Origin of the sequence: Naumannella cuiyingiana (assembly GCF_013408305.1) — a bacterium.
GTDB lineage: Bacteria > Actinomycetota > Actinomycetes > Propionibacteriales > Propionibacteriaceae > Naumannella > Naumannella cuiyingiana.
Map to the genome: position 1 here is coordinate 182,868 of NZ_JACBZS010000001.1, position 21,661 is coordinate 204,528.

The following is a 21,661-nucleotide window of genomic DNA, read 5'->3' on the forward strand; positions in this document are numbered from 1 at the left end:
CCACGACAGGACAGGGCGCCTCAGCCGGCCGGGACCAGGCTGTCGACCCAGTTGTGCAGCAGCCGCGCACCGGCCTCGCCGGACTTCTCCGGGTGGAACTGGGTGCTGGCCAACGCCCCCCACTCCACCGCGGCGACGAACCGGTCGCCGTCGTGCTCGGCCCAGGTGACCACCGCGTCGCCGGGCAGCCCCGCCGCCTCGCGCACCGCATAGCTGTGCACGAAGTAGAAGCGCTCGTCCGCCACCTGGTCGAACAGCCGGCTGCCGGCGCCCGGTTGCACGGTGTTCCAGCCGATGTGCGGCAGCCGCCGGGCCTGGAGTCGCTCGACCGTCCCCGGATAGATCTGGCAGCCGGTGCTGGCGACGCCGTGCTCGACGCCGCTGGTGAAGAGCACCTGGTGTCCGACACAGATGCCGAGCACCGGGCGGGAGGCGGCCAACCGGTCCGCGATCAGGCTCGGGCCGTCGACACTGACCAGGCCGTCCATGCAGGCGGCGAAGGCGCCCACACCGGGCACCACCAGGCCGTCCGCGGCGGCCACCGCCTCCGGGTCGGCGGTGATCTCGACCTCGGCGCCCGCCGCGGCGAGCGCGCGGGAGGCCGAGTGCAGATTGCCGGATCCGTAGTCGAGCAGGACGACCCGCGGCCCGCGCAGCAGGCCGAGGGCCGACGTCACAACGCACCCTTGGTGCTGGGCACCCCGTCGACCCGGGGATCCGGCTCGACCGCCGCCCGCAGCGCGCGGGCCAGCGCCTTGTACTGGGCCTCGGCGATGTGGTGCGGGTCGCGCCCGGCCAGCAGCCGCAGGTGGACGCAGATGCCCGCATGGTGGGCGATCGACTCGACGACATGCGCGGTCAGCGACCCGGGATAGGGCACCTGTCCGCGGCCGCCGCCGATCAGGGCGTACGCCTGCAGCTCCGGTTCCCCGGACACGACGCTGTACGGCCGCCCGGAGGCATCCACCACGCAGTGCGCCAGCGCCTCGTCCAGCGGGACCGTGGCGTCGCCGAAGCGGCGGATGCCGGCCTTGTCGCCCAGCGCCTCGCGGATCGCCTGCCCGAGCACGATCGCCGTGTCCTCGACGCTGTGGTGCGCATCGACCTCGACATCGCCCACGGTCTCGATCTGCAGGTCGATCAGCGAGTGCTTGCCGAGCGCGGTCAGCATGTGGTCGAAGAACGGTACGCCGGTGCTGATCGCGGTCCGGCCCGTCCCGTCCAGGTCGACGCGGACCGTGACGCGCGATTCCGCCGTCTCGCGGGTCAGTTCGGCGGTGCGGCTCATCGGGGGGCCTCCTCGGCGGACGGGCGGGGGTCGGTGATCGGCAGGTCCAGCTCGCGGGCGACCTCGAGCAGCGCGTCGCGGAAGGCCGCCATCTCCTGCGGCGTACCCGCCGAGACGCGCAACCAGCCGGCCGGCCCGGTCTCGCGGACCAGCACGCCGCGGTCCAGCAGACCCTGCCACACCGCGTGCCGGTCGGTGAAGGTACCGAAGAGCACGAAATTGGCATCGGACTCGGCCACGCGCAGCCCGGCCCGGGTCAGCCAGTCGGCCAGCCCGTCGCGCTCGGCACGCAGCGCGGCGACCTGACCGAGCAGCTCCGCCGAGTGCCGAAGCGCGACCCGGGCCGCACGCTGGCTGAGCGCGGACAGGTGGTACGGCAGCCGGACGATCCGGCAGGCGTCGACCACGGCCGGATCGGCGGCCAGATAGCCCAGCCGCCCGCCCGCGAACCCGAAGGCCTTGGACATCGTGCGGCTGACCACCAGCCTGGGGTGGCCCGGCAGCAGTTCCAGCGCCGACCGGGTGCCCGGCCGGGCGAATTCGGCGTACGCCTCGTCGATGATCACCAGGCCGGGTGCGGCGGCCAGCACCGCCTCGATCAGCTCCGACGGCGTCGCGGTCCCGGTCGGATTGTTCGGCGAGGCGATCAGGACGACGTCCGGGCGCCGCTCGGCGATCTCGGCCACGGCGGCGTCCGGGTCGATGCTGAAGTCGTCGCGGCGCGGGACGTGCAGCATCGCCGTGTGGGTGTTGCGGGCGTACTCGGGATACATCGAGTAGGTCGGCGGAAAGGTCAGCAGGCTGCGGCCGGGACCGCCGAAGGCCTGCAGGAGCTGGGTCATCACCTCGTTGCTGCCATTGGCGACCCAGACATTCGCGGCGGTCAGGCCGTGCCCGAGGTAGGCCGCCAGGTCCGCGCGCAGATCCGCGGCCTCGCGGTCGGGATAGCGGTTCAGCCCGGCGGCCTCCTCCGCGATCGCGGCCCCGAGTTCGGTACGCATGGCCGCCGGCGCCGGGTAGGGATTCTCGTTCACGTTGAGGCGTACCGGCACGTCCAGTTGGGGCGCGCCGTACGGCTCCTGTCCGGCCAGCTCCGGGCGCAGCGGCAGATCGGCGAGGCGGCTCATCGCGGATCCTCCTCGACCCCGGCCCCATCGACCCGGGCCCCGTCGACCCGGGCCCCCTCGACCAGGGCCAAGTCGAATCGTGCGCTCACCGCGGCCCCGTGCGCGGGCAGGTCCTCGGCCTCGGCGAAGGTGACCACGGCGTCGGCGATCTCGGCCAGCCCGGAGCGGTCGTAGTCGATCACATGCACGGCCTTGAGGAAGGTGCGCACGTTCAGGCCCGAGGAATGACAGGCACAGCCGGCGGTCGGCAGGACGTGGGTGCTGCCCGCGGCATAGTCGCCGAGCGAGACCGGCGACCACGCGCCGACGAAGATCGCGCCCGCATTGCGGATCCGGGCCGCGACGGAGGCGGCGTCGCGGGTCTGGATCTCCAGGTGTTCGGCGGCATAGGCGTCGGCCACAGCGATCCCGGCAGCGAGGTCGTCGACCAGCACCATCGCCGACTGCGGGCCGCCCAGCGCGGTGGCGATCCGCTCGGCGTGCTTGGCGGCGGCGACCCGCGATTCGAGCTCGGCGGCGACCGAGTCGGCCAGGGCGGGCGCATCGGTGATCAACACAGCGCCGGCGAGCGGGTCGTGCTCGGCCTGGGAGATCAGGTCGGCGGCGACGTGGGCGGGCTCGGCGCTGTCGTCGGCGAGGACGGCGATCTCGGTCGGTCCGGCCTCGGCGTCGATGCCGACCTGGCCGCGCAGCAGGCGCTTGGCCGCAACGACGTAGATGTTGCCGGGCCCGGTGACGAGATCGACGCGCTCGCACAGGCCGGGGACCCCGTGGGCGAACATCGCGATGGCCTGCGCCCCGCCGACGGCGTACACCTCGTCCACGCCGAGCAGGCCGCAGACCGCGAGCACCGCCGGGTGCGGCAGCCCGCCGAAATCGCGTTGCGGCGGGGAGGCCACGGCGATTCGGTCGACGCCTGCGACCTGGGCCGGAACGACGTTCATCAACACGCTGGACGACAGCGGCGCCAGCCCGCCGGGCACGTAGAGCCCGACCCGGGAGACCGGGATCATCCGCTGGCCGACCCGCGCGCCGGGCGCGAGCTCGACCACCGTGGACCGATCGCCGCCCTCGGCCGCGGCGACCCGCCGACGCCGGTCGATCGCGACCTCGAATGCGGCACGAAGTTCGGGATCCAGGCCGGCGACCGCGTCCGCGATGGCGGCTGCCGGCACCCGGAAGCTGTCGGGTACCACATGATCGAACCGCTCGGAGTACTCGGCCAGCGCATCGGCGCCGCGCGCGGCCACGTCGTCGATCACCGGCGCGACGACTCGCGCCGCGGCGGCCACGTCGAACGGCGCGCGCGGCACGATCGCGGTCAGGTCCTCGGCGGCCAGGTCGCGGCCGCGCAGGTCGATGGTGCGGATCACCCGCCCGATTCTAGGAGCCGGCACCGCCGGGCGCCTGCCGGTTCCGCCCGCGCGAGACACCCCCGGAAGAATGGGCCGCATGGCACGACGCGACGGCACTGGTACGCCGGCGATCGCCGCCCTGGTCGCAGCCGGCGCGGCGCACACACTGCACCCCTATCCGCACGACCCGCGCAGCTCCGCGTTCGGCGACGAGGCGGTGGCCGCGCTCGGACTGGATCCGCGGCACGTCTTCAAGACCCTGATCGCCCGGGTCGGACCGGCGGGCGGCTTGGTCTGCGCGGTGCTGCCCGTTGCCGACCGACTCGACCTCAAGGCGTTCGCGGCCGCCGCCGGCGGCAAGCGCGCCGAGCTGGCCGATCCGGCCGCGGCGCAGCGGTCCAGCGGCTACGTGGTCGGCGGCATCTCCCCGCTGGGCCAGCGGCATCCGCTGCCGACGATCATCGACGACAGCGCGCGGGCATGGCCGACGATCTTCGTCTCGGCCGGTCGGCGGGGCCTGCAGGTCGAGCTGGCGCCGACCGACCTGGCGGCGCTGACCGATGCGCGGTGGGCCGCGATCGCCCGCTGATCAGCGGCGACGCCAGGGCAGTCGCAGCGGCGTCGGCTCCTCGTGGTCCGGGGCGAGCGAGGACCACAACAGGACCGGCAGCACGCCCGCCAGCGGCCAGGCCAGCAGCGCCGCGCTGCCGCGTACCGTCAGCGCGACCGCGACCACGTCGCCCGGCTGGGCCATCGCGATCCGGGACTCGAAGTCGCCGGGGCCGAGCAGCCAGCCGACCAGCCAGCAGACCAGACCCGCCGCCAGCGCGCCCAGCGCCGCCAGCACCGCGACCGGCCAGCCCAGCTCGGACAACCAGCGCCAGCAGATCACCCCGAGCGCGAGGCTCAGCACCAGCCCGATCACCACGAACCAGGCGTCCGAGGCGTAGTAGCTCGCCAGGCCGCGTTCGGTCGTGGTGGCGGCTCCGTCCGGGGCGATCTGGTAACCGGGCAACGCGACCACGGCGAACCACAGTGCCCCCGCCAGGGCGCCGGTCGCCGCGCACAGGGCGAACCAGATCGCCGCCCAGCGGGCGATCCTGGTGGCGGAGAAGGCCGGGCGCAGCTCCGGCGGGGTGGCCATGTCATCGGTGATCACGGGGATCGACCCGGTGGTCACGGCGTCACCGACATAGCGCACATCGGGCTGCTCGGCGGCGGGCCGCGTCTCGTGCCCCTCGGGTGCCTGCCTGCCCCCGGCCGGTTGTTGGAAAACCATGATCAGCTCGCCAGGCAGGCCGGGCCGAGCAGCGCCTTGAGATCGGCCATCAGGGGCGGTGACGGGGCGACCCGCAGGGTGTCCGGCAGCCGCCAGCGCTCCAGCATCTCCCCCGCCGGCACCAGCACCTGGACATCGGTCGTGCCCGGGTAGCGACGCAGCACGTTCTGCAGCTCCGCGACGCTGTGGGAGTTGATCCGGGTCCGGTTCAGCGTCAGCACGACCGGGCCGGCCGGACCGGTCGTCACATCGGGCAGGGTCATCTCCTGCCCGATGATCTCGACGGCGTCCTCCTTGGCGCGCGCCTTGCCCTTGACCCGGACCACCGTGTCCGTCGCCAGCACATGTGCCACCAACTGGTACGCCTTGGGGAACATCAGCACATCGATCGACGCCTCCAGGTCCTCCACGGTGACGACCGCCCAGGTGTCGCCGGCCTTGGTCACCCGGCGGTTCACGGCGGTGATCATCCCGGCGATCGTCACCGTCGCCTCCCGCGGGCCGTCCTCGCCGAGCAGCGACCCGATCGTGGTGTCGCGCGCTGCGGCCAGCACGTGCTCCAGTCCCTGCAGCGGATGATCACTGACATAGAGCCCGAGCATCTCGCGCTCGAACGCCAGCCTGGTCCGCTTGTCCCAGTCCTCGATGTCGGGCAGCACGGGGCCGGACGCGGCCCCGGCCCCACCGTCGGGATCGGCGAACTCGCCGAACAGGTCGTCCTGACCGTTGGCCTCGTTGCGCTTGAGCTCCACCACCTGGTCGATCGCGGTCTCGAAGACCTCCATCAACGCCCGGCGGCCGTGCCCCATCGAATCGAACGCGCCGGCCTTGATCAGGGATTCGGTGACCCGCTTGTTGCAGGCGACGAGCGGGATCTTGTCCAGGTAGTCGCCGAAGTCCCGCGCCGGGCCGAGCTCCTCGCGGGCGGCGATGATGCCGCTGACGACATTGGCACCGACATTGCGGATGGCGGTCAGCCCGAAGCGGATGTCGTCGCCGACCGGGGTGAAGTCGTGCGCGGACTCGTTGACGTCCGGCGGCAGCACCCGGATCCCCATCCGGCGGCACTCCGCCAGGTAGATCGCCATCTTGTCCTTGTCGTTCTTCACCGACTCCAGGACCGCCGCCATGTACTCGGCCGGATAGTGCGCCTTCAGGTACGCCGTCCAGTAGGAGACCAGGCCGTAGGCCGCGGAGTGTGCCTTGTTGAAGGCATAGGACGAGAACGGCACCAAGACGTCCCACAACGCCTTGATGGAGGCGTCGGAGTAACCGTTCGCCCGCATCCCGTCGGAGAACGGACCGAACTCGGCGTCCAGCACCTCCTTCTTCTTCTTGCCCATCGCCTTGCGTAGCAGATCGGCCTGGCCGAGGCTGTAGCCGGCGAGCTGCTGGGCGATGCGCAGCACCTGCTCCTGGTAGACGATCAGCCCGTGGGTCTCGCCGAGGATCGGCTCCAGCGCCTCGGCCAGCTCGGGGTGCAGGTACTCGACGTGCTGTTGGCCGTTCTTGCGCATCGCGTACTTGGTGTGCGATTCCGCGCCCATCGGCCCGGGCCGGTACAGGGCGCCGAGGGCGGAGATGTCCTCGAACCCGTCCGGACGCATCAGCCGGCAGAGCTGGCGGTAGCCGGTGGAGTCGAACTGGAAGACCCCCAGGGTCTCGCCGCGGGTCAGCAGCGCATAGACCGCCGGATCGTCCAGGGTCTTGGACAACTGGTCCAGGTCGACGTCGATGTCGCGGTTGGCCTTCACGTTCTTCACCGCGTCGTCGAGGATGGTCAGGTTGCGCAACCCGAGGAAGTCCATCTTGACCAGCCCGAGCGTCTCGCAGGTCGGGTAGTCGAACTGCGTGATGATCGCGCCGTCGGCCTCGCGCTTCATGATCGGGATGATGTCCAGCAACGGCTCGCTCGACATGATCACGCCCGCGGCGTGCACGCCCCACTGCCGCTTCAGACCCTCGATGCCCATCGCCTTGTCGACGACCAGCTTGGCCTCGGCGTCGGACTCGTACAGCCCGCGGAACTCCCCGCCCTCGTGGTAGCGCTCGTGCGAGGGGTCGAAGATCTTGTCCAGCGGCACGTCCTTGCCCTGCACCGCGGGTGGCATCGCCTTGGTGATCTTCTCCCCTGTGGAGAACGGGAAGCCGAAGACCCGGGAGGCGTCCTTGACGGCCTGCTTGGCCTTGATCGTGCCGTAGGTGACGATCATCGCCACCCGGTCATCGCCGTACTTCTCGGTGACGTAGCGGATCACCTCGGGGCGCCGACGGTCGTCGAAGTCGACGTCGAAGTCCGGCATCGACCTGCGTTCGGGGTTGAGGAAGCGCTCGAAGATCAGGCCGTGCTGCAGCGGGTCGAGGTCGGTGATCCGCATGGCGTACGCGCACATCGAACCGGCGCCCGACCCGCGACCCGGGCCGACCCGGATGCCGTTGTTCTTGGCCCAGTTGATGAAGTCGGCGACCACCAGGAAGTAGCCCGGGTAGCCCTTGCCGACGATCACCTCGGTCTCGTACTCGGCCTGCCGGCGCGCGGAGTCGGGTACGCCACCCGGATAGCGCTCGTGCAGCCCGCGCTCCACCTCCTTGACGAACCAGGAGGTCTCGTCCTCTCCCGCCGGGACGGGGAACTGCGGCATGAACCGGCCCTCGCCCTCGGTGAACTCGACATTGCACCGCTCGGCGATCTCCAGGGTGTTGTCGCAGGCGTCGGGCAGCTCGGCGAAGAGCTCGCGCATCTCGGCTGCCGACTTCAGGTAGTAGCCGTCGCCGTCGAACCGGAACCGCTTCGGGTCGTCCATGTTGGAGCCGGACTGCACACACAACAACACCTCGTGCGCGGCGGCGTCCTCGCGGCGGGTGTAGTGCAGGTCGTTGGTCGCGACCAGCGGCAGGCCCAGATCCTTGGCGATCTTGAGCAGATCGGCCCGGACCCGGTTCTCGATGTCGAGGCCGTGATCCATCAGCTCGACGTAGTAGTTGCCGGCGCCGAAGATGTCGCGGAACTCCGCAGCCGCATCGCGGGCCTGGGCGTACTTGCCGAGCCGGAGCAGCGTCTGCACCTCCCCGGACGGGCAGCCGGTGGTCGCGATCAGGCCCTCGGCATAGGTGTGCAGCAGCTCGCGGTCCATCCGCGGCTTGTAGAAGAAGCCTTCCAGCGAGGCGCGCGAGCCGAGGCGGAACAGGTTGTGCATGCCCTGGGTGGTCTCGGCCAGCAGGGTCAGGTGGGTGTACGCCCCGGCGCCCGAGACGTCGTCGCCGCCGCCGTCGCCCCACTGCACCCGCTTGCGTTCGCCGCGATGCGTGCCCGGCGTGAGATAGGCCTCGAGGCCGATGATCGGCTTGACGCCGGTGCCCTTCGCGGCCCGGTAGAACTCGTGGGCACCGAACGAGAAGCCGTGGTCGGTGACCGCGATCGCCGGCATCTGCTGCTCCGCCGCCACCTCGAACAGGTCGCCGACCCGAGCGGCGCCGTCCAGCATCGAGTACTCCGAATGCACGTGCAGGTGGACGAACGAATCGCCGTTACGGGCGTCACGCGGCATCTGGTGCGGCCTCCTCGAACTGCGGTGGGCTCGAACTGCGGTGGGGCTCGAACTTCGGTGGGGCGGTGCGGCGGGCGGCGGCTGACGGGCCGCCCGGGCTCACGCGGAGTCCCAGACTAGACGGGCCGACCGACCTCTCGGGGACGCGCGCCGCAGGGCGGCGTACCTCACTTCTTCTCCCACCCGTTGCGCTCCAGCCAACCGGTGAAGAACTTGCGGGTCAGCCAGATCGCCCCCGCCACCAGCGCCGCCATCAGCACACACAACACGATCAGCGCGATCAGCGCACTGTTGCGGTCCATTCGCTTCCTCTCGCCCTCGGCGCATCGCAGTCTAGGCTGATTGCGTCCGGGGCGATCGCGCGCGACGTGGGCGCTCTCACAGCCCGATCCGCTTGGCCTGCGGGGGCCCCGCGTGTTTCCATCGATGCGGGTACGCCGGGACCGGCCCGGCGCCGGACTTAGGCTATCCTCACTTGAGTCCCCCAGCCCGAGCCCACGACAAGCCACGAAGGAACTCCGCACCGATGAGTCAGTTGACCCTCGACCGTTACTCCCACCTCGACACCGTCGTCCGGGCCGTGCCCAGCGACCACGATCTGTCGGTGCTGGGCGAGCAGGTCGAGGCCCTGCATCCGGAGCTGACGGGGCTGGACCACGCGACCGCCTTCGACCGGATGTATGCGGCCGGGGAGAGCCTGCGCGAGGAGGTGCCGGAGCTCGCCGAGCTGCTGGCCGGCATCGCCAGCCACACGTCGTTCAAGGCGACCGTCCTGGTGCTGCCGCCGGCGGCGGAGAACGAGCTGCCGCCGACACCGGTCGACTACCGCAGCCCGGAGGACAACGAGTTGCTCAAGGTCGGCATCTACCGCGGCCTGGTGCTGGGGCTCGCCGGCTGGTACGGCTTCGGCTACACCTCCCAGCAGCCGGGGAACGTGATCAACGACGTGATCGCCATCCAGCGCCTGGCCGGGGTGCACGGCGTGAGCGCCAACGCCGCGGCCGAGCTCGGCCTGCACACCGAGGACGCCTCCTACAACCTGGCCGATGCGGTCGCCGAGGACGGTTCGCGGCTGGACGCCAGCTACGACATCAGCCCCGACTGGCTGACCCTGCACTTCCTGCGCAATCCCGACCGGGTGCCGACCTTCGTCTCCGCACCGGACCCCGATGCGCTGTCCGACCGCGCCAACGAGCTGCTGCGCCAGCCCTACTACATCAACCTGACCAATCCCGGCCAGGGCGGTGCCGACAACAACGCCGACCTGCCGCAGGCGCTGCTGTATGAGTCCCCCGGCCGCTCGGAGACCTTCATCCGGGCGAACACGGCGAACCTGATCGTGGTCAAGGACGCACATCCCGAGGCCCAGGCCGCGCTCGATGAGTTCCGCTCGGTGCTCGGCGACTTCGCCGTGGACCTGCCGACCGACCCGGGCTGCCTGGTGCTGATCGACAACCGGCGGGTGCTGCACGGGCGGCGCAACTACACCGAGGCCAAGTCCCCGCGCTTCGACGGCACCGACCGCTGGCAGCAGCGCGTCGTCTGCGCCGACGACGCCTCCCGGGTGAAGACCTACGAGGACGCCGCGCGGATCATCAACCCGCAGAACCTGCTCGCCCGGCTCAAGTGAGCGAGCGCGCCGCACCGTTGCGCGTCGCCGTCGTCGGGTACGCCACCGACGGCCGCGCCACCGCGGCCTACCACGCCGCCCGCGGCGACCGGGTCGAGATCCGCGACGCCAACCCCGCGACCGAGGTCGACCCCTCCTTCGACCGCCTGCTCGGGCCGGACCACCTGTCCGACCTGGACTCCTTCGACCTGGTGGTCCGCAGCTCCGGCGTCCACCCCGACAAGCTGTTGGCCGCCAATCCCGCGGCACTGGGGCTGGCGGACAAGATCACCACCAGCGTGAACGAGTTCGTCCGCCACAGCCCGAGCAGCCACCTGTACGGGGTGACCGGCACCAAGGGCAAGGGCACCACTGCCACCTTGATCGCCGAGTTGCTGCGCGCGGCGGGGCGCACGGTGCATCTCGGCGGCAATATCGGCATCGGCATGTTGTCCCTGCTGCCCCTGGTCGGCCCCGATGATCACTGCGTGCTGGAGTTGTCCAGCTTCCAGCTCTTCGACTTCACCGGCCGGGTGCCGACCGCGGTGGCGCTGAGCATCACTCCCGAGCACCTGAACTGGCATGCCGATCTTGCCGACTACCAGGGCGCCAAGGCGCGGCTGTTCGCCCACCAGGCGCCCGGGGACGTGACGGTGTTCAATGCGCGCTCGGCCACGGCCGCCGCGGCCGCCGCGCACAGCCCGGGCCGGCGGTTCGGTTTCGACGTGCCGCCGATCGGTGAGCCCCCGGCGGCGCGCGAGGCCGCATTCGTCGACGGCGAGCGACTCTGGCACGGCGACACGATGATCATGGACGTCGCGGAGATCGCGCTCCCGGGCCGGCACAACCTGGAGAATGTCTGCGCCGCGGTCTCGGCCACCTGGCCCGAGATCGCCGGCGACCTCGACGCGGCCCGCGCCGTGCTGCGTCGCTGGTCGGGCCTGAGCGAGCACCTCGAGCTGATCCGCGAGACCGGCGGCGTGCGGTGGTACAACGACACCTACGCCACGGCGCCCGATGCCGCGCTGGCGGCGATGCGCAGCTTCGACCGGCCCAAGGTGTTGATCATCGGCGGCATCGACAAGCAGGTGCCGCAGGCCGATTTCGTGGCCGCGATCGCGGCCGAGCAGTCGGTCCGCGGGGTGGTGCTGATCGACGACCTCGCCCCGCAACTGGCGGAGCTGTTCGCCGGGCGCGGATACGACCGGGCGGTTCTCGGCGGGGACTCGATGGACGCGATCGTGGCGACCGCCGCCCGACTGGCCGAGCCGGGCGATGTGGTGCTGCTCTCCCCCGGCGCCGCCGGTAACGGCGGGATGTTCGCCGACAAGTGGGACCGCGGGCGCCGGTTCACCGCGGCGGTCGCCGCGCTCTGAGCGCGCGGCCCGCCCCTAGCTCGTGCCGACCGCCCGCTCCTGCTCGTCGGTGACCGGCGCGCTGAACTGGGCGTCGTAGAGCCGTCGGTAGGCTCCGTGCCGCTCCAGCAGCTCGGCGTGCGTACCCTGCTCGACGATCCGCCCCTTCTCCATCACCAAGATCACATCGGCGTCGCGGATCGTGGACAACCGGTGGGCGATCACGAAGCTGGTCCGGTCCGCCCGCAGCCTGGCCATCGCCTGCTGCACCAGCACCTCGGTGCGGGTGTCGACCGAGCTGGTCGCCTCGTCCAGGATCAGCAACGCCGGGTCGGCGAGGAAGGCCCGGGCGATCGTGATCAACTGCTTCTCGCCGGCGCTGACGTTGTCGGCCTCCTCGTCGATCACCGTGTCGTAGCCGTCGGGCAGCGCGTGCACGAAGCGGTCGACATAGGCGGCGCGGGCGGCCGCCAGCAACTCCTCCTCGGTCGCGTCGAGGCGACCGTAGGCGATGTTGTCGCGGATCGTGCCGCCGAACAGCCAACTGTCCTGCAACACCATCCCGGTGACCGCACGCAGTTCCTTGCGGGGTACGCCGGCGAGGTCGACGCCGTCCAGGGCGATCACCCCACCCTGCACGTCGTAGAAGCGCATCAGCAGGTTGACCAGGGTCGTCTTGCCGGCCCCGGTCGGCCCCACGATGGCCACGGTCTGGCCCGGCTCGGCGACCAGGTCGAGGCCGGTGATCAACTCGCTGTCCGGATCGTAGGAGAAGGACACCTCGTCGAAGACCACCCGACCCCGGACCGGCCGCGCCAGCGCCCCGGAGGGCTCCGCCGACTGTTCGGCCGCATCCAGCACCTCGAAGACCCGCTCGGCCGAGGCGACACCGGACTGGAGCAGGTTGGCCATCGCGGCGATCTGGGACAGCGGCTGGGTGAACTGGCGGGAGTACTGGATGAATGCCTGCACCTCGCCGATGGTCATCTGGCCGCCGGCAACCCGGAGGCCACCGACCACGGCGATCACCACATAGTTGAGGTTCCCGATCAGCATCGTCGCCGGCATGATCAACCCGGACAGGAACTGCGAGGCGAACCCGGCGGCGAACAGCCGCTCGTTGCGCTGCGCGAACTCGGCCTCCACCTCGCGCTGCCGGCCGAAGACCTTGACCAGTTGATGGCCCGTGTAGGCCTCCTCGACCTGGGCGTTCAGGGCGCCGGTGGCGGCCCAGTTCTCGATGAATCGGCGCTGCGCGCGCGAGCCGATCACCGCCGAGATGCCCAGCGTGACCGGGACGGTGATCAGGGCGATCACGGCAAGGATCGGCGAGGTGAGGAACATCATGATGATCACGCCGATCACCATCAGCAGCGCGTTGACGAGCTGGGCCAGGGTCTGCTGCAACACCTGGGCGACGTTGTCGATGTCATTGGTGACGCGGCTCAGCAACTCCCCGCGTGGGGTCTTGTCGAAATAGCTCAGCGGGAGGCGGTTGAGCTTGTCCTCGACCTGGCCGCGCATCCGGCGTACCGACCGCTGGACGGCACCGTTCAGCAACCAGCCCTGCGCGAAGCCCAGCAACACCGCCACCAGGTAGCACCCGGCGGCCAGCATCAGCACCATGCCCAGTTCGCCGAAGTCGATCCCGGCCGCCCGGTCGACCACGGCACCGTTCCAGACGACATCGGTCGCCCAGCCGAGGATCCGGGGGCCGATCACGTTCAGCAGCACCGCGCCGAGGGCGAAGACCAGCGCGCAGCCGAGCACCGCCCGCTCGGGCCGCAGATGGCCGAGCAGCCGGCGCACCGACGGGCCGAAGTTCAGTGCCTTTTCGGCGGGGGCCTGGGTGGCGAGGGGGCCGCGGCCGTGGCCGCGCATGGGCGCCGGACGGGCGTTGGTGCTCGTACGCTCGCTCATGCCGCGGCCTCCTCGGCGCTCAGCTGGGAGGCGACGATCTCGACGTAGGTCTCGCAGGTCTCCAGCAGCTCCTGGTGGGTGCCGATCCCGACCACCTCGCCGTGTTCGAGTACCACGATCTGATCGGCATCGCGCACGGTGGCGATGCGCTGACCGACCATGATCACCGCTGCGTCGCGGGTCTCGGCGCGCAGCGCGCCGCGCAGCCGGGCGTCGGTCGCCACATCCAGCGCGGAGAACGAGTCGTCGAAGATCAGGATCTTGGCGCGGGCCACCAGCGCACGGGCGATCGACAGACGCTGCCGCTGACCGCCGGAGACGTTGGTGCCGCCCTGGCTGATCGGTGCGTCCAGCCCTTCGGGCAGGTCGGCGACGAAGTCGGCGGCCTGGGCCACCTCGAGTGCCCGCCACAGCTCGTCGTCGGTGGCGTCGGGATTGCCGTAGCGCAGATTGGAGGCGACGGTGCCGGAGAACAGGAACGCCTTCTGCGGCACCAGGGCAAGACTGCGCCACAGCGCGTCGGCGGCGATCTCGCGGACCGGTACGCCACCGACGGACACGGTGCCGGCGGTCGCGTCGAAGAACCGCGGAACGAGCGAGATCAGGGTGGTCTTCCCGGCACCGGTCGAGCCGATGATCGCCGTGGTCTGCCCCGGGTGGGCCGAGAAGCTGATGTCGCGCAGCACCGGCGCGTCGGCACCGGGATAGGTGAACGACACCCGGTCGAAGTCGACCCGACCCGGCTCGGGCAGCGCGGTCACCCCGTCCGGGTCGAAGTCCACGCTGGATCCGGTGGCCAACACCTGTCCGATGCGGTCGGCAGAGACCGCCGCACGCGGCGCCATCACGAACAAGAAGGTCGCCATCATCACCGACATCAGGATCTGGATCAGGTAGGCGATGTAGGCCGTCAGTTGCCCGACCTGGAGCTGGCCCTCGACAATCCGTGCCGCGCCGAACCAGACGACGGCGACGCTGGACAGGTTCGCCACTCCCATCACGATCGGGAACATCGCGGCCATCCAGCGGCCGGCGGACGTGGCCACCTCCGCCAGCGCGACGCTCGCCCGGTCGAATCGCGCGGCCTCGTAGTCCTCGCGGACGAATGCGCGGACCACCCGGATCCCCATGATCTGCTCGCGCAGCACCCGGTTCACGCCGTCGATGTTCTCCTGCATCCGCCGGAACAGCGGTCCCATCCGGGAGACGATCACCGCGATCAGGCCGACCAGGACGGCCACCGCGACCACGATCAACCAGGACAGCCCGATGTCCTCGCGCACGGCGAGCACCACGCCGCCGATCATGGTGATCGGCGCGGCGACCAGCAGCGTCGCGGCCATCACCACGAGCATCTGCACCTGCTGCACGTCGTTGGTGTTGCGGGTGATCAGCGTGGGCGCACCGAAGGAGTTGAGCTCGCGCGCGGAGAACGACAGCACGCGATCGAAGATCGCGCCTCGCACGTCGCGGCCGAATGCCATCGCCGCCCGGGCGCCGAAGTAGACGGCCGCGGCCTGACAGCCGAGTTGCAGCAGGCTGGCACCGAGCATGATCGCGCCGGTACGCCAGATCAGCCCGATGTCGCCGACCGCGACCCCGTCGTCGATGATCCGCGCGTTCAGTGTGGGCAGATAGAGCCCACTGATCGAGGCCACCAGTTGCAGGCAGACCACGACCACGATCCAGCCGACGTAGGGGCGCAGGAAGCGCCGGAGCAGTCGAATCAGGTTCATCAGCTTCTCCCCCCGGCGAGCGCCCCGTGCAACACCAGGTCGACGACCGTGGCCTGGTCGCGCAGGGCCGACTCGCGCAGCATCGGGTGCGCCGCCTGCATCGCCAACGCGTTGATCAACAACATCAGCGACCTGATGTCGACGGCGAGCCGCCGGCGGTCGGCGTCGAGCACCTGACCGGCGGCCTCGACGACCAGCCGCTGATAGTCCGCGTGCCGCCGGCGGTGCTGGTCGGCGGCCTCCCCCTTGCCGGCGTTCGGGGGGCCCAGTGCGAAGACCAGCGCCAGCACTTCCTCGTGCCGATGCAGCAGGATCTGCCAGATGGCGCCGATGCGCTCCTCCAGCGAGCGGGTCGGGTCGATCGCGAGGATGCGTTCGCCCAGCACGCTGGCATCGGCGAGGCGAGCCAGCGTGGCCTCGATGATCTCCTCCTTGGAGGCGAACGCCCGAAAGATCGTGCCCTCGGCGATTCCGGCGGCGTCGGCGATCTGTCGCGTCGTGACCTGGCGCCCGTGCTCCCTCAGCAGGGGCAACGCGGCATCCACGATCTGATCGCGCCGCTCGGTCTGCGGCAGGGCGTCGGCTCGGGGTGACACGACGGGAAGCTTATCGGAGTGAGCACTCACTCACAATCGCATTTCCCGGACCCGGCACGGCCGCGGCCGGAATCTCTTGGCGCGCTGTCGGTGCCGCCCAGCACAATGGCGCAGGTGACCTACAGCAGCCCACTCGTGGGGCGGGGCGAGGAACTGACCGCTCTGGCCGACACGGTGCTCGGCCGGGCAGGCGGCGCGGCGCTGCTCGGCGGCGATGCCGGGGTCGGCAAGTCACGCCTGCTCGACGCTCTGGCCGGGCTCGCCGCGGATCGCGGGGTCCGGGTGCTGGTCGGGCACTGCCTCGAGCTCGGCGACGCGGCACCGCCCTATCTGCCGTTCGCCGAGTTGGTCGCGGGCCTGGGGCCCGGGCTGGCCGATGAGTTCCCCGCGCTGGCGCCGTTGTTGCCGGCCGGGTCCGCCGGCGGGTGGTCGGAGCGCGCCGCGCTGCTGCTCGGCCTGCACGGGGCGATCGAGCGGGCAGCCGCCACGGGCCCGCTGCTGCTGATCGTCGAGGACGTGCACTGGGCCGACTCCTCGACCCGAGATGCGCTCGGCTACCTGTTGATCCGTGGATTCACCGGGCCGGTCGGCCTGGTGATCAGTTGGCGCACCGACGACATCGATCGTCGCCATCCGCTGCGCCGCTCGCTCGCCGAATGGACCCGCCTGCCCCGCGTCGGACGGGTGGTGCTGGGCCCGCTCGGCGATGAGGAGATGCGCGCGATCCTGGGCGATCTGGGCGACCCGGATCCGGCGCCGGAGCTGCTCGAGCTCGCCGGCGGCAATCCCTTCTATGCCGAGGAACTGCACGCCGCCCGCAGCCTGGGCGCGACCCGGATCAGCGATCAGCTCACCGAGTTGTTGGCGGTACGCCTGGAGCGCCTCACCCCGCAGGCCCGGACGGTCGCTCGGGTCGCGGCGCTGGCCGGACACCGGGTCGGTGACGACCTGCTCGCCGCGGTGACCGGGCTGCCGCGTCCCGAGCTCGAGGCGGCGCTGCGCGAGTTGCTGGACCAACACGTCCTGCAGACCACCGACACCCCGCCCGGCTATCGGGTCCGGCATGCGCTGCTGGCGGCCACCATCCGCGAGGAATTGTTGCCCGGGGAGCGCTCGCGACTGCACGGCGCCCTCGCCACGGCGCTCGGCGAGCGCCCGGATTCCGCGCCCGCCGAGATCGCCGAGCACGCCCGCCAGGCCGGCGACGCCCGGCTCGCCTTCCCCGCCCTGATCGCCGCCGGGCGCCGCGCCGAGGAGTCCTCAGCCCCCGACCGAGCCGCCCGGCACTATGCCGACGCCCTCGAACTGGCCGGTCGCGACCCCGCTCTGCTCGAGTTGACCGATGCGCCCGATGTCGACGCGCTGGTGATCTCCGCCTCGCGGGCCTGGCGGGCCGCGGGCGACGAGTTCCGCGCCGCCGAGTTGGTCGAGGATCGGCTCGCCCGCCTCGGTGAGGCGCCGATCGGCGCCTCCGACGCGGAGCTGCAGACGCGCGCCGACCTGCTGATGGAGCTCGCGCTGGCGCACGACGTGCTCGATGTCGCGGGGCAGCCGCTGGAGCGGCTGCTGGCGATGATCGGACGCCTCGACCGCCCCAGCCCGCAGCGGGCCCGACTGCGCCACATGGCGGCCCGGATGGCGGTCCGGATCGACGACTTCGAGCTGGCCCGCAGCCAGGGCGAGGCGAGCCTGGCGGAGGCCCGGGAGCTGGCCGTGCCCGGACTGGCCGCCGACATCGAGACCACGCTCGCCCGGCTCGACGACTTCGCCGGCCATTCCGAGGCCTCGGCCGAGACCCTGCGCTCCCTGATCGCGCGCAGCGAGCGCGCGGGCCGGCATGCAGCGGAGCTGCGCGCCCGCTACCAGTTGGCCAGGGTGCTCGCCCGGCTCGACGATCACCCCGACACGCTGACGGCGCTGCTGGCGCTCGTCCGCCGCGGCCGCGAGCTGGGCGTGGCCATCGCAAATCCGCATGCCCGCGACGGCCGGGCACTGGCGGGCCACTTCGCCATCCTCACCGGGCGGTGGCAGACCGCGGACGAGCTGCTCGCCGCCGACGGTGCGCCCGGGGTCGAGGCGGCCGCCATCCGCGCGCTGCGCCTGGTGCTCGACGCCCAGCGCGGGCGTACCGATGCGGCACTGGCCGCGCTCACCCTGGTCCGTCCGGCCTGGACCCGCGACATGTTCGTCGCCGTGCACAGCGCGGTCGCCACGATCGACATGCACGGCGCGCGGGGCGATGTCGCGGCCATGCTGGCGGTGTATGCCGACCTGGCCGCGGTCGACGGCGCGATCTGGTCCGACCGGGCCGATTTCTGGGTCCGCGCCGCGACCACGACGCTGCTCCGGATCGCCGATCTGGCGTTGGCCGATCCGGCGCAGGCGGCCCGGCACCGCGAGGCGGTGGCCCGGCTCGGTTCGGATGTCGACCGGGTACGCACCGCGTACGCCGCGGGCCGGGTGCCCGGCTCCGGCACCACGCCGGGTGTCGAGCTGCGCGCCTGGGCCGCGCGGGCCGACGCGGTGCGGCCCCTGCTGGCGGCGATCGCCGCCGGCGATCGCGTCCCGCCGCCCGAGTCGGTCGAGGCCGCACGCGCCTCGCTCGCCGAGTTCGTCGCCGGCGACATCCCGTTCGAGGAGGCCCGCGCCCGGATCCTGCTCGCTGACCTGCTCGAACGCTCCGGCGATCGCGCCGGCGCGCGGGACGAGCGGCGCGCGGCGCTGACGCTGGCGGAGCAGCTCGGCGCCGGCGAACTGGTCGCGCGCCTGCGACCCGCCGGGACCGTCGGCCCGCTGACCGCGCGCGAGACCGAGGTGCTGCGGTTGGTCGCCGCCGGCTCGACCAACGGTCAGATCGCCGAACGGCTGCACATCAGCACCAAGACCGCCAGCGTGCACGTGTCCAACATCCTGGCCAAGCTCGGCGCGGCCAATCGTTCGGAGGCGGCCGCCACGGCGACCCGGCAGGGATTGCTCTGAATCCCGTCCGTCACCGACCGGATAGCGCTCGCGCCCGACGAGCGCGGAAGCATCCCGGGGCGCCGGATCGGCTGCCCCCGCGCCCGCCCGATGCGGTGCCGCGGTGGTGTGTCACGATGCGGCCATGAGCGCTGTCACCGAGCCCACCACTGCCGCGGGGACGGGTTCCCTGCCCACCGATCCGGCCGAGATCGCCCGCCTCGATCGCGCGCACGTCTTCCACTCCTGGTCCGCCCAGGACAAGGTCGACCCGATGGTCGTCGTGGGCGGCGAGGGCAACTACGTGATCGCCGGCGACGGCCGCCGTTACCTCGACTTCTCCGGGCAACTCGTCTTCACCAACATCGGCCATCAACACCCCAGGGTCACCGAGGCGATCGCCGCCCAGGCGGCCCAGCTCTGCACCACCGCGCCCGCGCACGCCACGGCGGCGAAGTCGGAGGCCGCACGACTGATCGCCGAGCTCACCCCCGGCGACCTCGATTCGATCTTCTTCACCAACGGCGGCGCGGAGGCCACCGAGCACGCGATCCGGATGGCGCGGCAGTTCACCGGCCGGAACAAGATCTTGTCCCGATACCGCTCCTACCACGGCGCGACCCAGACGGCGATCAACGTCACCGGCGACGAGCGACGCTGGCCGTCCGACACCGCGACCGCGGGCACCGTGCACTTCTTCGGCCCCTTCCTGTATCGCTCGGTCTTCCACGCCGAGACGCCCGAGCAGGAGCGCGACCGGGCCCTGGAGCACCTGGAACAGACGATCCGGATGGAGGGACCCGACACCATCGCCGCGGTGATGTTGGAGACCATCCCCGGGACCGCCGGAATCATGCCGCCGCCGGAGGGCTATCTCGCCGGGGTACGCCGGATCTGCGACCGGTACGGGGTGTTGCTGATCCTGGACGAGGTGATGGCGGGCTTCGGCCGCACCGGCCGTTGGCTGGCGCTCGACCACTACGACGTGACCCCGGATCTGATGACCTTCGCCAAGGGCGTCACCGCCGGCTACGTGCCGCTGGGCGGCGTGGCGATCTCGCGCGCGATTCGTGATCACTTCGGGCAGCGTCCCTATCCGGGCGGGCTGACCTACTCGGGACATCCGCTGGCCTGCGCCGCGGCGGTCGCGACGATCACCACCATGCGCGCAGAGGGCATGATCGACAACGCCGACCGGATCGGCTCGCAGGTGCTCGGTCCCGGGCTGGCCGAGATCGCGCAGCGCCACCGCAGCGTCGGCGAGGCGCGTGGGATCGGCGTGTTCTGGGCGCTGGATCTGGTGGCCGATCAGGAGACGCGCGAACCGCTCGGCGCCGATCGGGTCGCGGCGACGGTCGCCGCCTGCAAGGCGGCCGGGTTGTTGCCCTTCACCGCCGGGAATCGGATCCACGTCGTGCCGTCGTGCACCATCAGCGACGACGAGGCCCGCCAGGGCCTGGCCATTCTCGACGAGGCTCTCGCGGTCGCCGACGGCCACTGAGGCGGGCTGCGCCGGCGTGCGTGATCGCGCGCCGGCGCCGCCGAGACCGCCCCGCAGGTCCCCCCCAATCCGCGAGGCGGCCCGCGATCAGGCGATCGCTGCCCGGCGGGCGCGGACGAAGCCGAGCACGCCGAGCAGGGTGCCGGCGGCGAGCAGCGCTCCACCGCCGAACACGAGCAGGCTGACCAGGGGGCTGAAGGCGCTGGCCAGCAGCAATCCCGAGGTCTGCGGGGCGAGCACCGCGCCGATCCGCCCGACGCCCAGGGCCCAGCCGAGCCCGGTACCGCGCAGGTGGGCCGGCAGCGAGGAGGTGATCGCGGCGATGATCAGGCACTGCGTGCCGTGGGTACCGATGCCGGCCAGCACCAGCGCCGCGTAGACCGCCGGGGTGGGCAGATCGGCGACGAAGATCGCGATCAGCGCGGCGCCGGCGATCACCGCCGCGATGATCGCCGACGGCACCGGACCGAAGCGGTCGCCGGCCCAGGCAGTGATCAGCGACCCGGCAACGGCGCCGAGATTGAGGGCGAGCGTGAACGACAGGGCCGAGCCGAGATCGAAACCGGAGTCGCCCATGATCTTGGGCAACTGCGTGCCGAGGCCGTACCACGCGAACAAGGTGGCGAAGGAGGCCGCCGCGAAGAGCAGACTGGCCCCCAGGTAGGGCGCGCGCAGCAGGGTCCCGAAGCCCGCCTTCTCCGCGCCGGGCGCGCGAGCCTGCAGGGTCTCCGGGATCACCCGGGCACCGATCGGCACCAGGACGACCGCCGCGATCAACGCGATCCCGAACATCGGCCGCCAACCGGCCGCGGGGATCACCGCCATTCCCGAGGTGGCGGCGATCACGCCGCCGATCGGCACGCCGGACATCATCAAGGTGGCGACCATCGCGCGCCAGCGCGGACCGACCAGTTCGGCGGCCAGTGCGTTCGCGGTCGGCACGAGGCCACCGAGACCGATGCCGGCGATCAGCCGGAAGGCTCCGAACATCACCGGCCCGGTGGCGAGCGCACAGGCCGCCGTGAACACGGAGAAGATCAACGCACACGCGAGAATGGCGCGCTTGCGGCCAAGGCTGTCGGCGATCCGGCCGGCGGCGAGCGCGCCGATCATCATGCCGATGAAGACCATCGACCCGATGGTGCCGGCGGAGGCGGCGTTCAGCCCCCATCCGGTCGCGTTGATCAACTGGTTCTGGACCGACCCGTAGACGATCAGGTCGTAGCCGTCGCAGACCACCAGCAACCAGCACACGGCCACGGCGGCGAGCGCCTGCCGGGAACCGGGCACGACCGCGGGCGAACCGGTGGACGGCGAATCGGTGGCCGGCGGGGCGGCGGGTGTGGCGGCGGTGCGCTCATCATCGAGTCGACTCATGGCGCACAGAGT

16 protein-coding genes are annotated in these 21,661 nt (G+C 71.6%); 5 read left to right on the top strand and 11 right to left on the bottom strand.

Annotated elements, in window-relative coordinates:
• Window positions 1-20 precede the first annotated feature (20 nt).
• From hisH to hisD, 4 genes are read right to left on the bottom strand one after another with little or no spacing between them, the layout of a single operon-like run.
• Entirely contained in the window at window positions 21-677 is a 657-nt protein-coding gene (gene hisH, locus GGQ54_RS00780; RefSeq protein WP_343045809.1) for an imidazole glycerol phosphate synthase subunit HisH, read from the bottom strand.
• Window positions 674-1,288, bottom strand: coding sequence for an imidazoleglycerol-phosphate dehydratase HisB (gene hisB / locus GGQ54_RS00785; RefSeq protein ID WP_179443652.1), 615 nt, complete (start codon window positions 1,286-1,288; stop codon window positions 674-676). The genes hisH and hisB overlap by 4 nt, the downstream gene beginning before the upstream one ends.
• On the bottom strand, window positions 1,285-2,415 hold the full coding sequence (locus GGQ54_RS00790; RefSeq protein ID WP_179443653.1) for a histidinol-phosphate transaminase: 1,131 nt from the start codon (window positions 2,413-2,415) through the stop codon (window positions 1,285-1,287). Before GGQ54_RS00790 ends, hisB begins: the two co-directional genes overlap by 4 nt.
• Window positions 2,412-3,788 carry a histidinol dehydrogenase gene (gene hisD / locus GGQ54_RS00795; protein WP_343045810.1) on the bottom strand — a complete coding sequence of 459 codons (1,377 nt, stop codon included), beginning with the start codon at window positions 3,786-3,788 and terminating at the stop codon, window positions 2,412-2,414. The genes GGQ54_RS00790 and hisD overlap by 4 nt, the downstream gene beginning before the upstream one ends.
• A gap of 79 nt (window positions 3,789-3,867) precedes the next feature.
• Between hisD and ybaK the strand changes: the two genes are divergently transcribed.
• The gene (ybaK, locus tag GGQ54_RS00800; protein WP_218843581.1) at window positions 3,868-4,359 is read left to right on the top strand and encodes a Cys-tRNA(Pro) deacylase; all 492 of its coding nucleotides are present in this window, start codon (window positions 3,868-3,870) and stop codon (window positions 4,357-4,359) included.
• Here the strand turns inward: ybaK and GGQ54_RS00805 are convergent, their stop codons facing one another.
• From GGQ54_RS00805 to GGQ54_RS17255, 3 genes are all read right to left on the bottom strand, one after another.
• The gene (locus GGQ54_RS00805) at window positions 4,360-5,049 is read right to left on the bottom strand and encodes a hypothetical protein (RefSeq protein ID WP_246292504.1); all 690 of its coding nucleotides are present in this window, start codon (window positions 5,047-5,049) and stop codon (window positions 4,360-4,362) included.
• Between the two features lie 2 nt (window positions 5,050-5,051).
• A complete protein-coding gene (gene dnaE / locus GGQ54_RS00810) occupies window positions 5,052-8,597 on the bottom strand; it encodes a DNA polymerase III subunit alpha (RefSeq protein WP_179443656.1) in 3,546 nt (1,181 codons plus the stop codon).
• A gap of 167 nt (window positions 8,598-8,764) precedes the next feature.
• Window positions 8,765-8,899 (bottom strand): hypothetical protein, encoded by a 135-nt coding sequence (locus tag GGQ54_RS17255; RefSeq protein WP_281370010.1) that lies wholly within the window; start codon window positions 8,897-8,899, stop codon window positions 8,765-8,767.
• Window positions 8,900-9,123: 224 nt separating this feature from the next.
• Between GGQ54_RS17255 and GGQ54_RS00815 the strand changes: the two genes are divergently transcribed.
• Entirely contained in the window at window positions 9,124-10,227 is a 1,104-nt protein-coding gene (locus GGQ54_RS00815) for a TauD/TfdA family dioxygenase (RefSeq protein WP_179443657.1), read from the top strand.
• Complete coding sequence (murD, locus tag GGQ54_RS00820) at window positions 10,224-11,582, top strand: UDP-N-acetylmuramoyl-L-alanine--D-glutamate ligase (RefSeq protein WP_179443658.1); 1,359 nt, start codon at window positions 10,224-10,226, stop codon at window positions 11,580-11,582. Before GGQ54_RS00815 ends, murD begins: the two co-directional genes overlap by 4 nt.
• A 15-nt stretch (window positions 11,583-11,597) precedes the next feature.
• Here the strand turns inward: murD and GGQ54_RS00825 are convergent, their stop codons facing one another.
• The 3 genes from GGQ54_RS00825 to GGQ54_RS00835 are packed head-to-tail and all read right to left on the bottom strand — an operon-like array spanning window position 11,598 to window position 15,813.
• Window positions 11,598-13,481, bottom strand: a complete 1,884-nt coding sequence (locus tag GGQ54_RS00825) for an ABC transporter ATP-binding protein (protein WP_179443659.1) — start codon at window positions 13,479-13,481, stop codon at window positions 11,598-11,600.
• Window positions 13,478-15,217, bottom strand: a complete 1,740-nt coding sequence (locus GGQ54_RS00830; protein WP_179443660.1) for an ABC transporter ATP-binding protein — start codon at window positions 15,215-15,217, stop codon at window positions 13,478-13,480. The genes GGQ54_RS00825 and GGQ54_RS00830 overlap by 4 nt, the downstream gene beginning before the upstream one ends.
• Window positions 15,217-15,813: a TetR family transcriptional regulator gene (locus GGQ54_RS00835; protein ID WP_179443661.1), complete on the bottom strand. Its 597-nt coding sequence runs from the start codon at window positions 15,811-15,813 to the stop codon at window positions 15,217-15,219. Before GGQ54_RS00835 ends, GGQ54_RS00830 begins: the two co-directional genes overlap by 1 nt.
• 114 nt (window positions 15,814-15,927) lie before the next feature.
• Here GGQ54_RS00835 and GGQ54_RS00840 point away from each other — a divergent pair, with 114 nt between their 5' ends.
• Both GGQ54_RS00840 and GGQ54_RS00845 read left to right on the top strand, forming a co-directional pair.
• Window positions 15,928-18,792: an AAA family ATPase gene (locus GGQ54_RS00840; protein ID WP_179443662.1), complete on the top strand. Its 2,865-nt coding sequence runs from the start codon at window positions 15,928-15,930 to the stop codon at window positions 18,790-18,792.
• A 124-nt stretch (window positions 18,793-18,916) separates the two neighbouring features.
• Complete coding sequence (locus GGQ54_RS00845) at window positions 18,917-20,272, top strand: aspartate aminotransferase family protein (RefSeq protein ID WP_179443663.1); 1,356 nt, start codon at window positions 18,917-18,919, stop codon at window positions 20,270-20,272.
• 87 nt (window positions 20,273-20,359) lie between these two features.
• Here GGQ54_RS00845 and GGQ54_RS00850 read toward each other — a convergent pair whose 3' ends face one another.
• Window positions 20,360-21,649 (bottom strand): MFS transporter, encoded by a 1,290-nt coding sequence (locus GGQ54_RS00850; protein ID WP_179443664.1) that lies wholly within the window; start codon window positions 21,647-21,649, stop codon window positions 20,360-20,362.
• Window positions 21,650-21,661 lie beyond the last annotated feature (12 nt).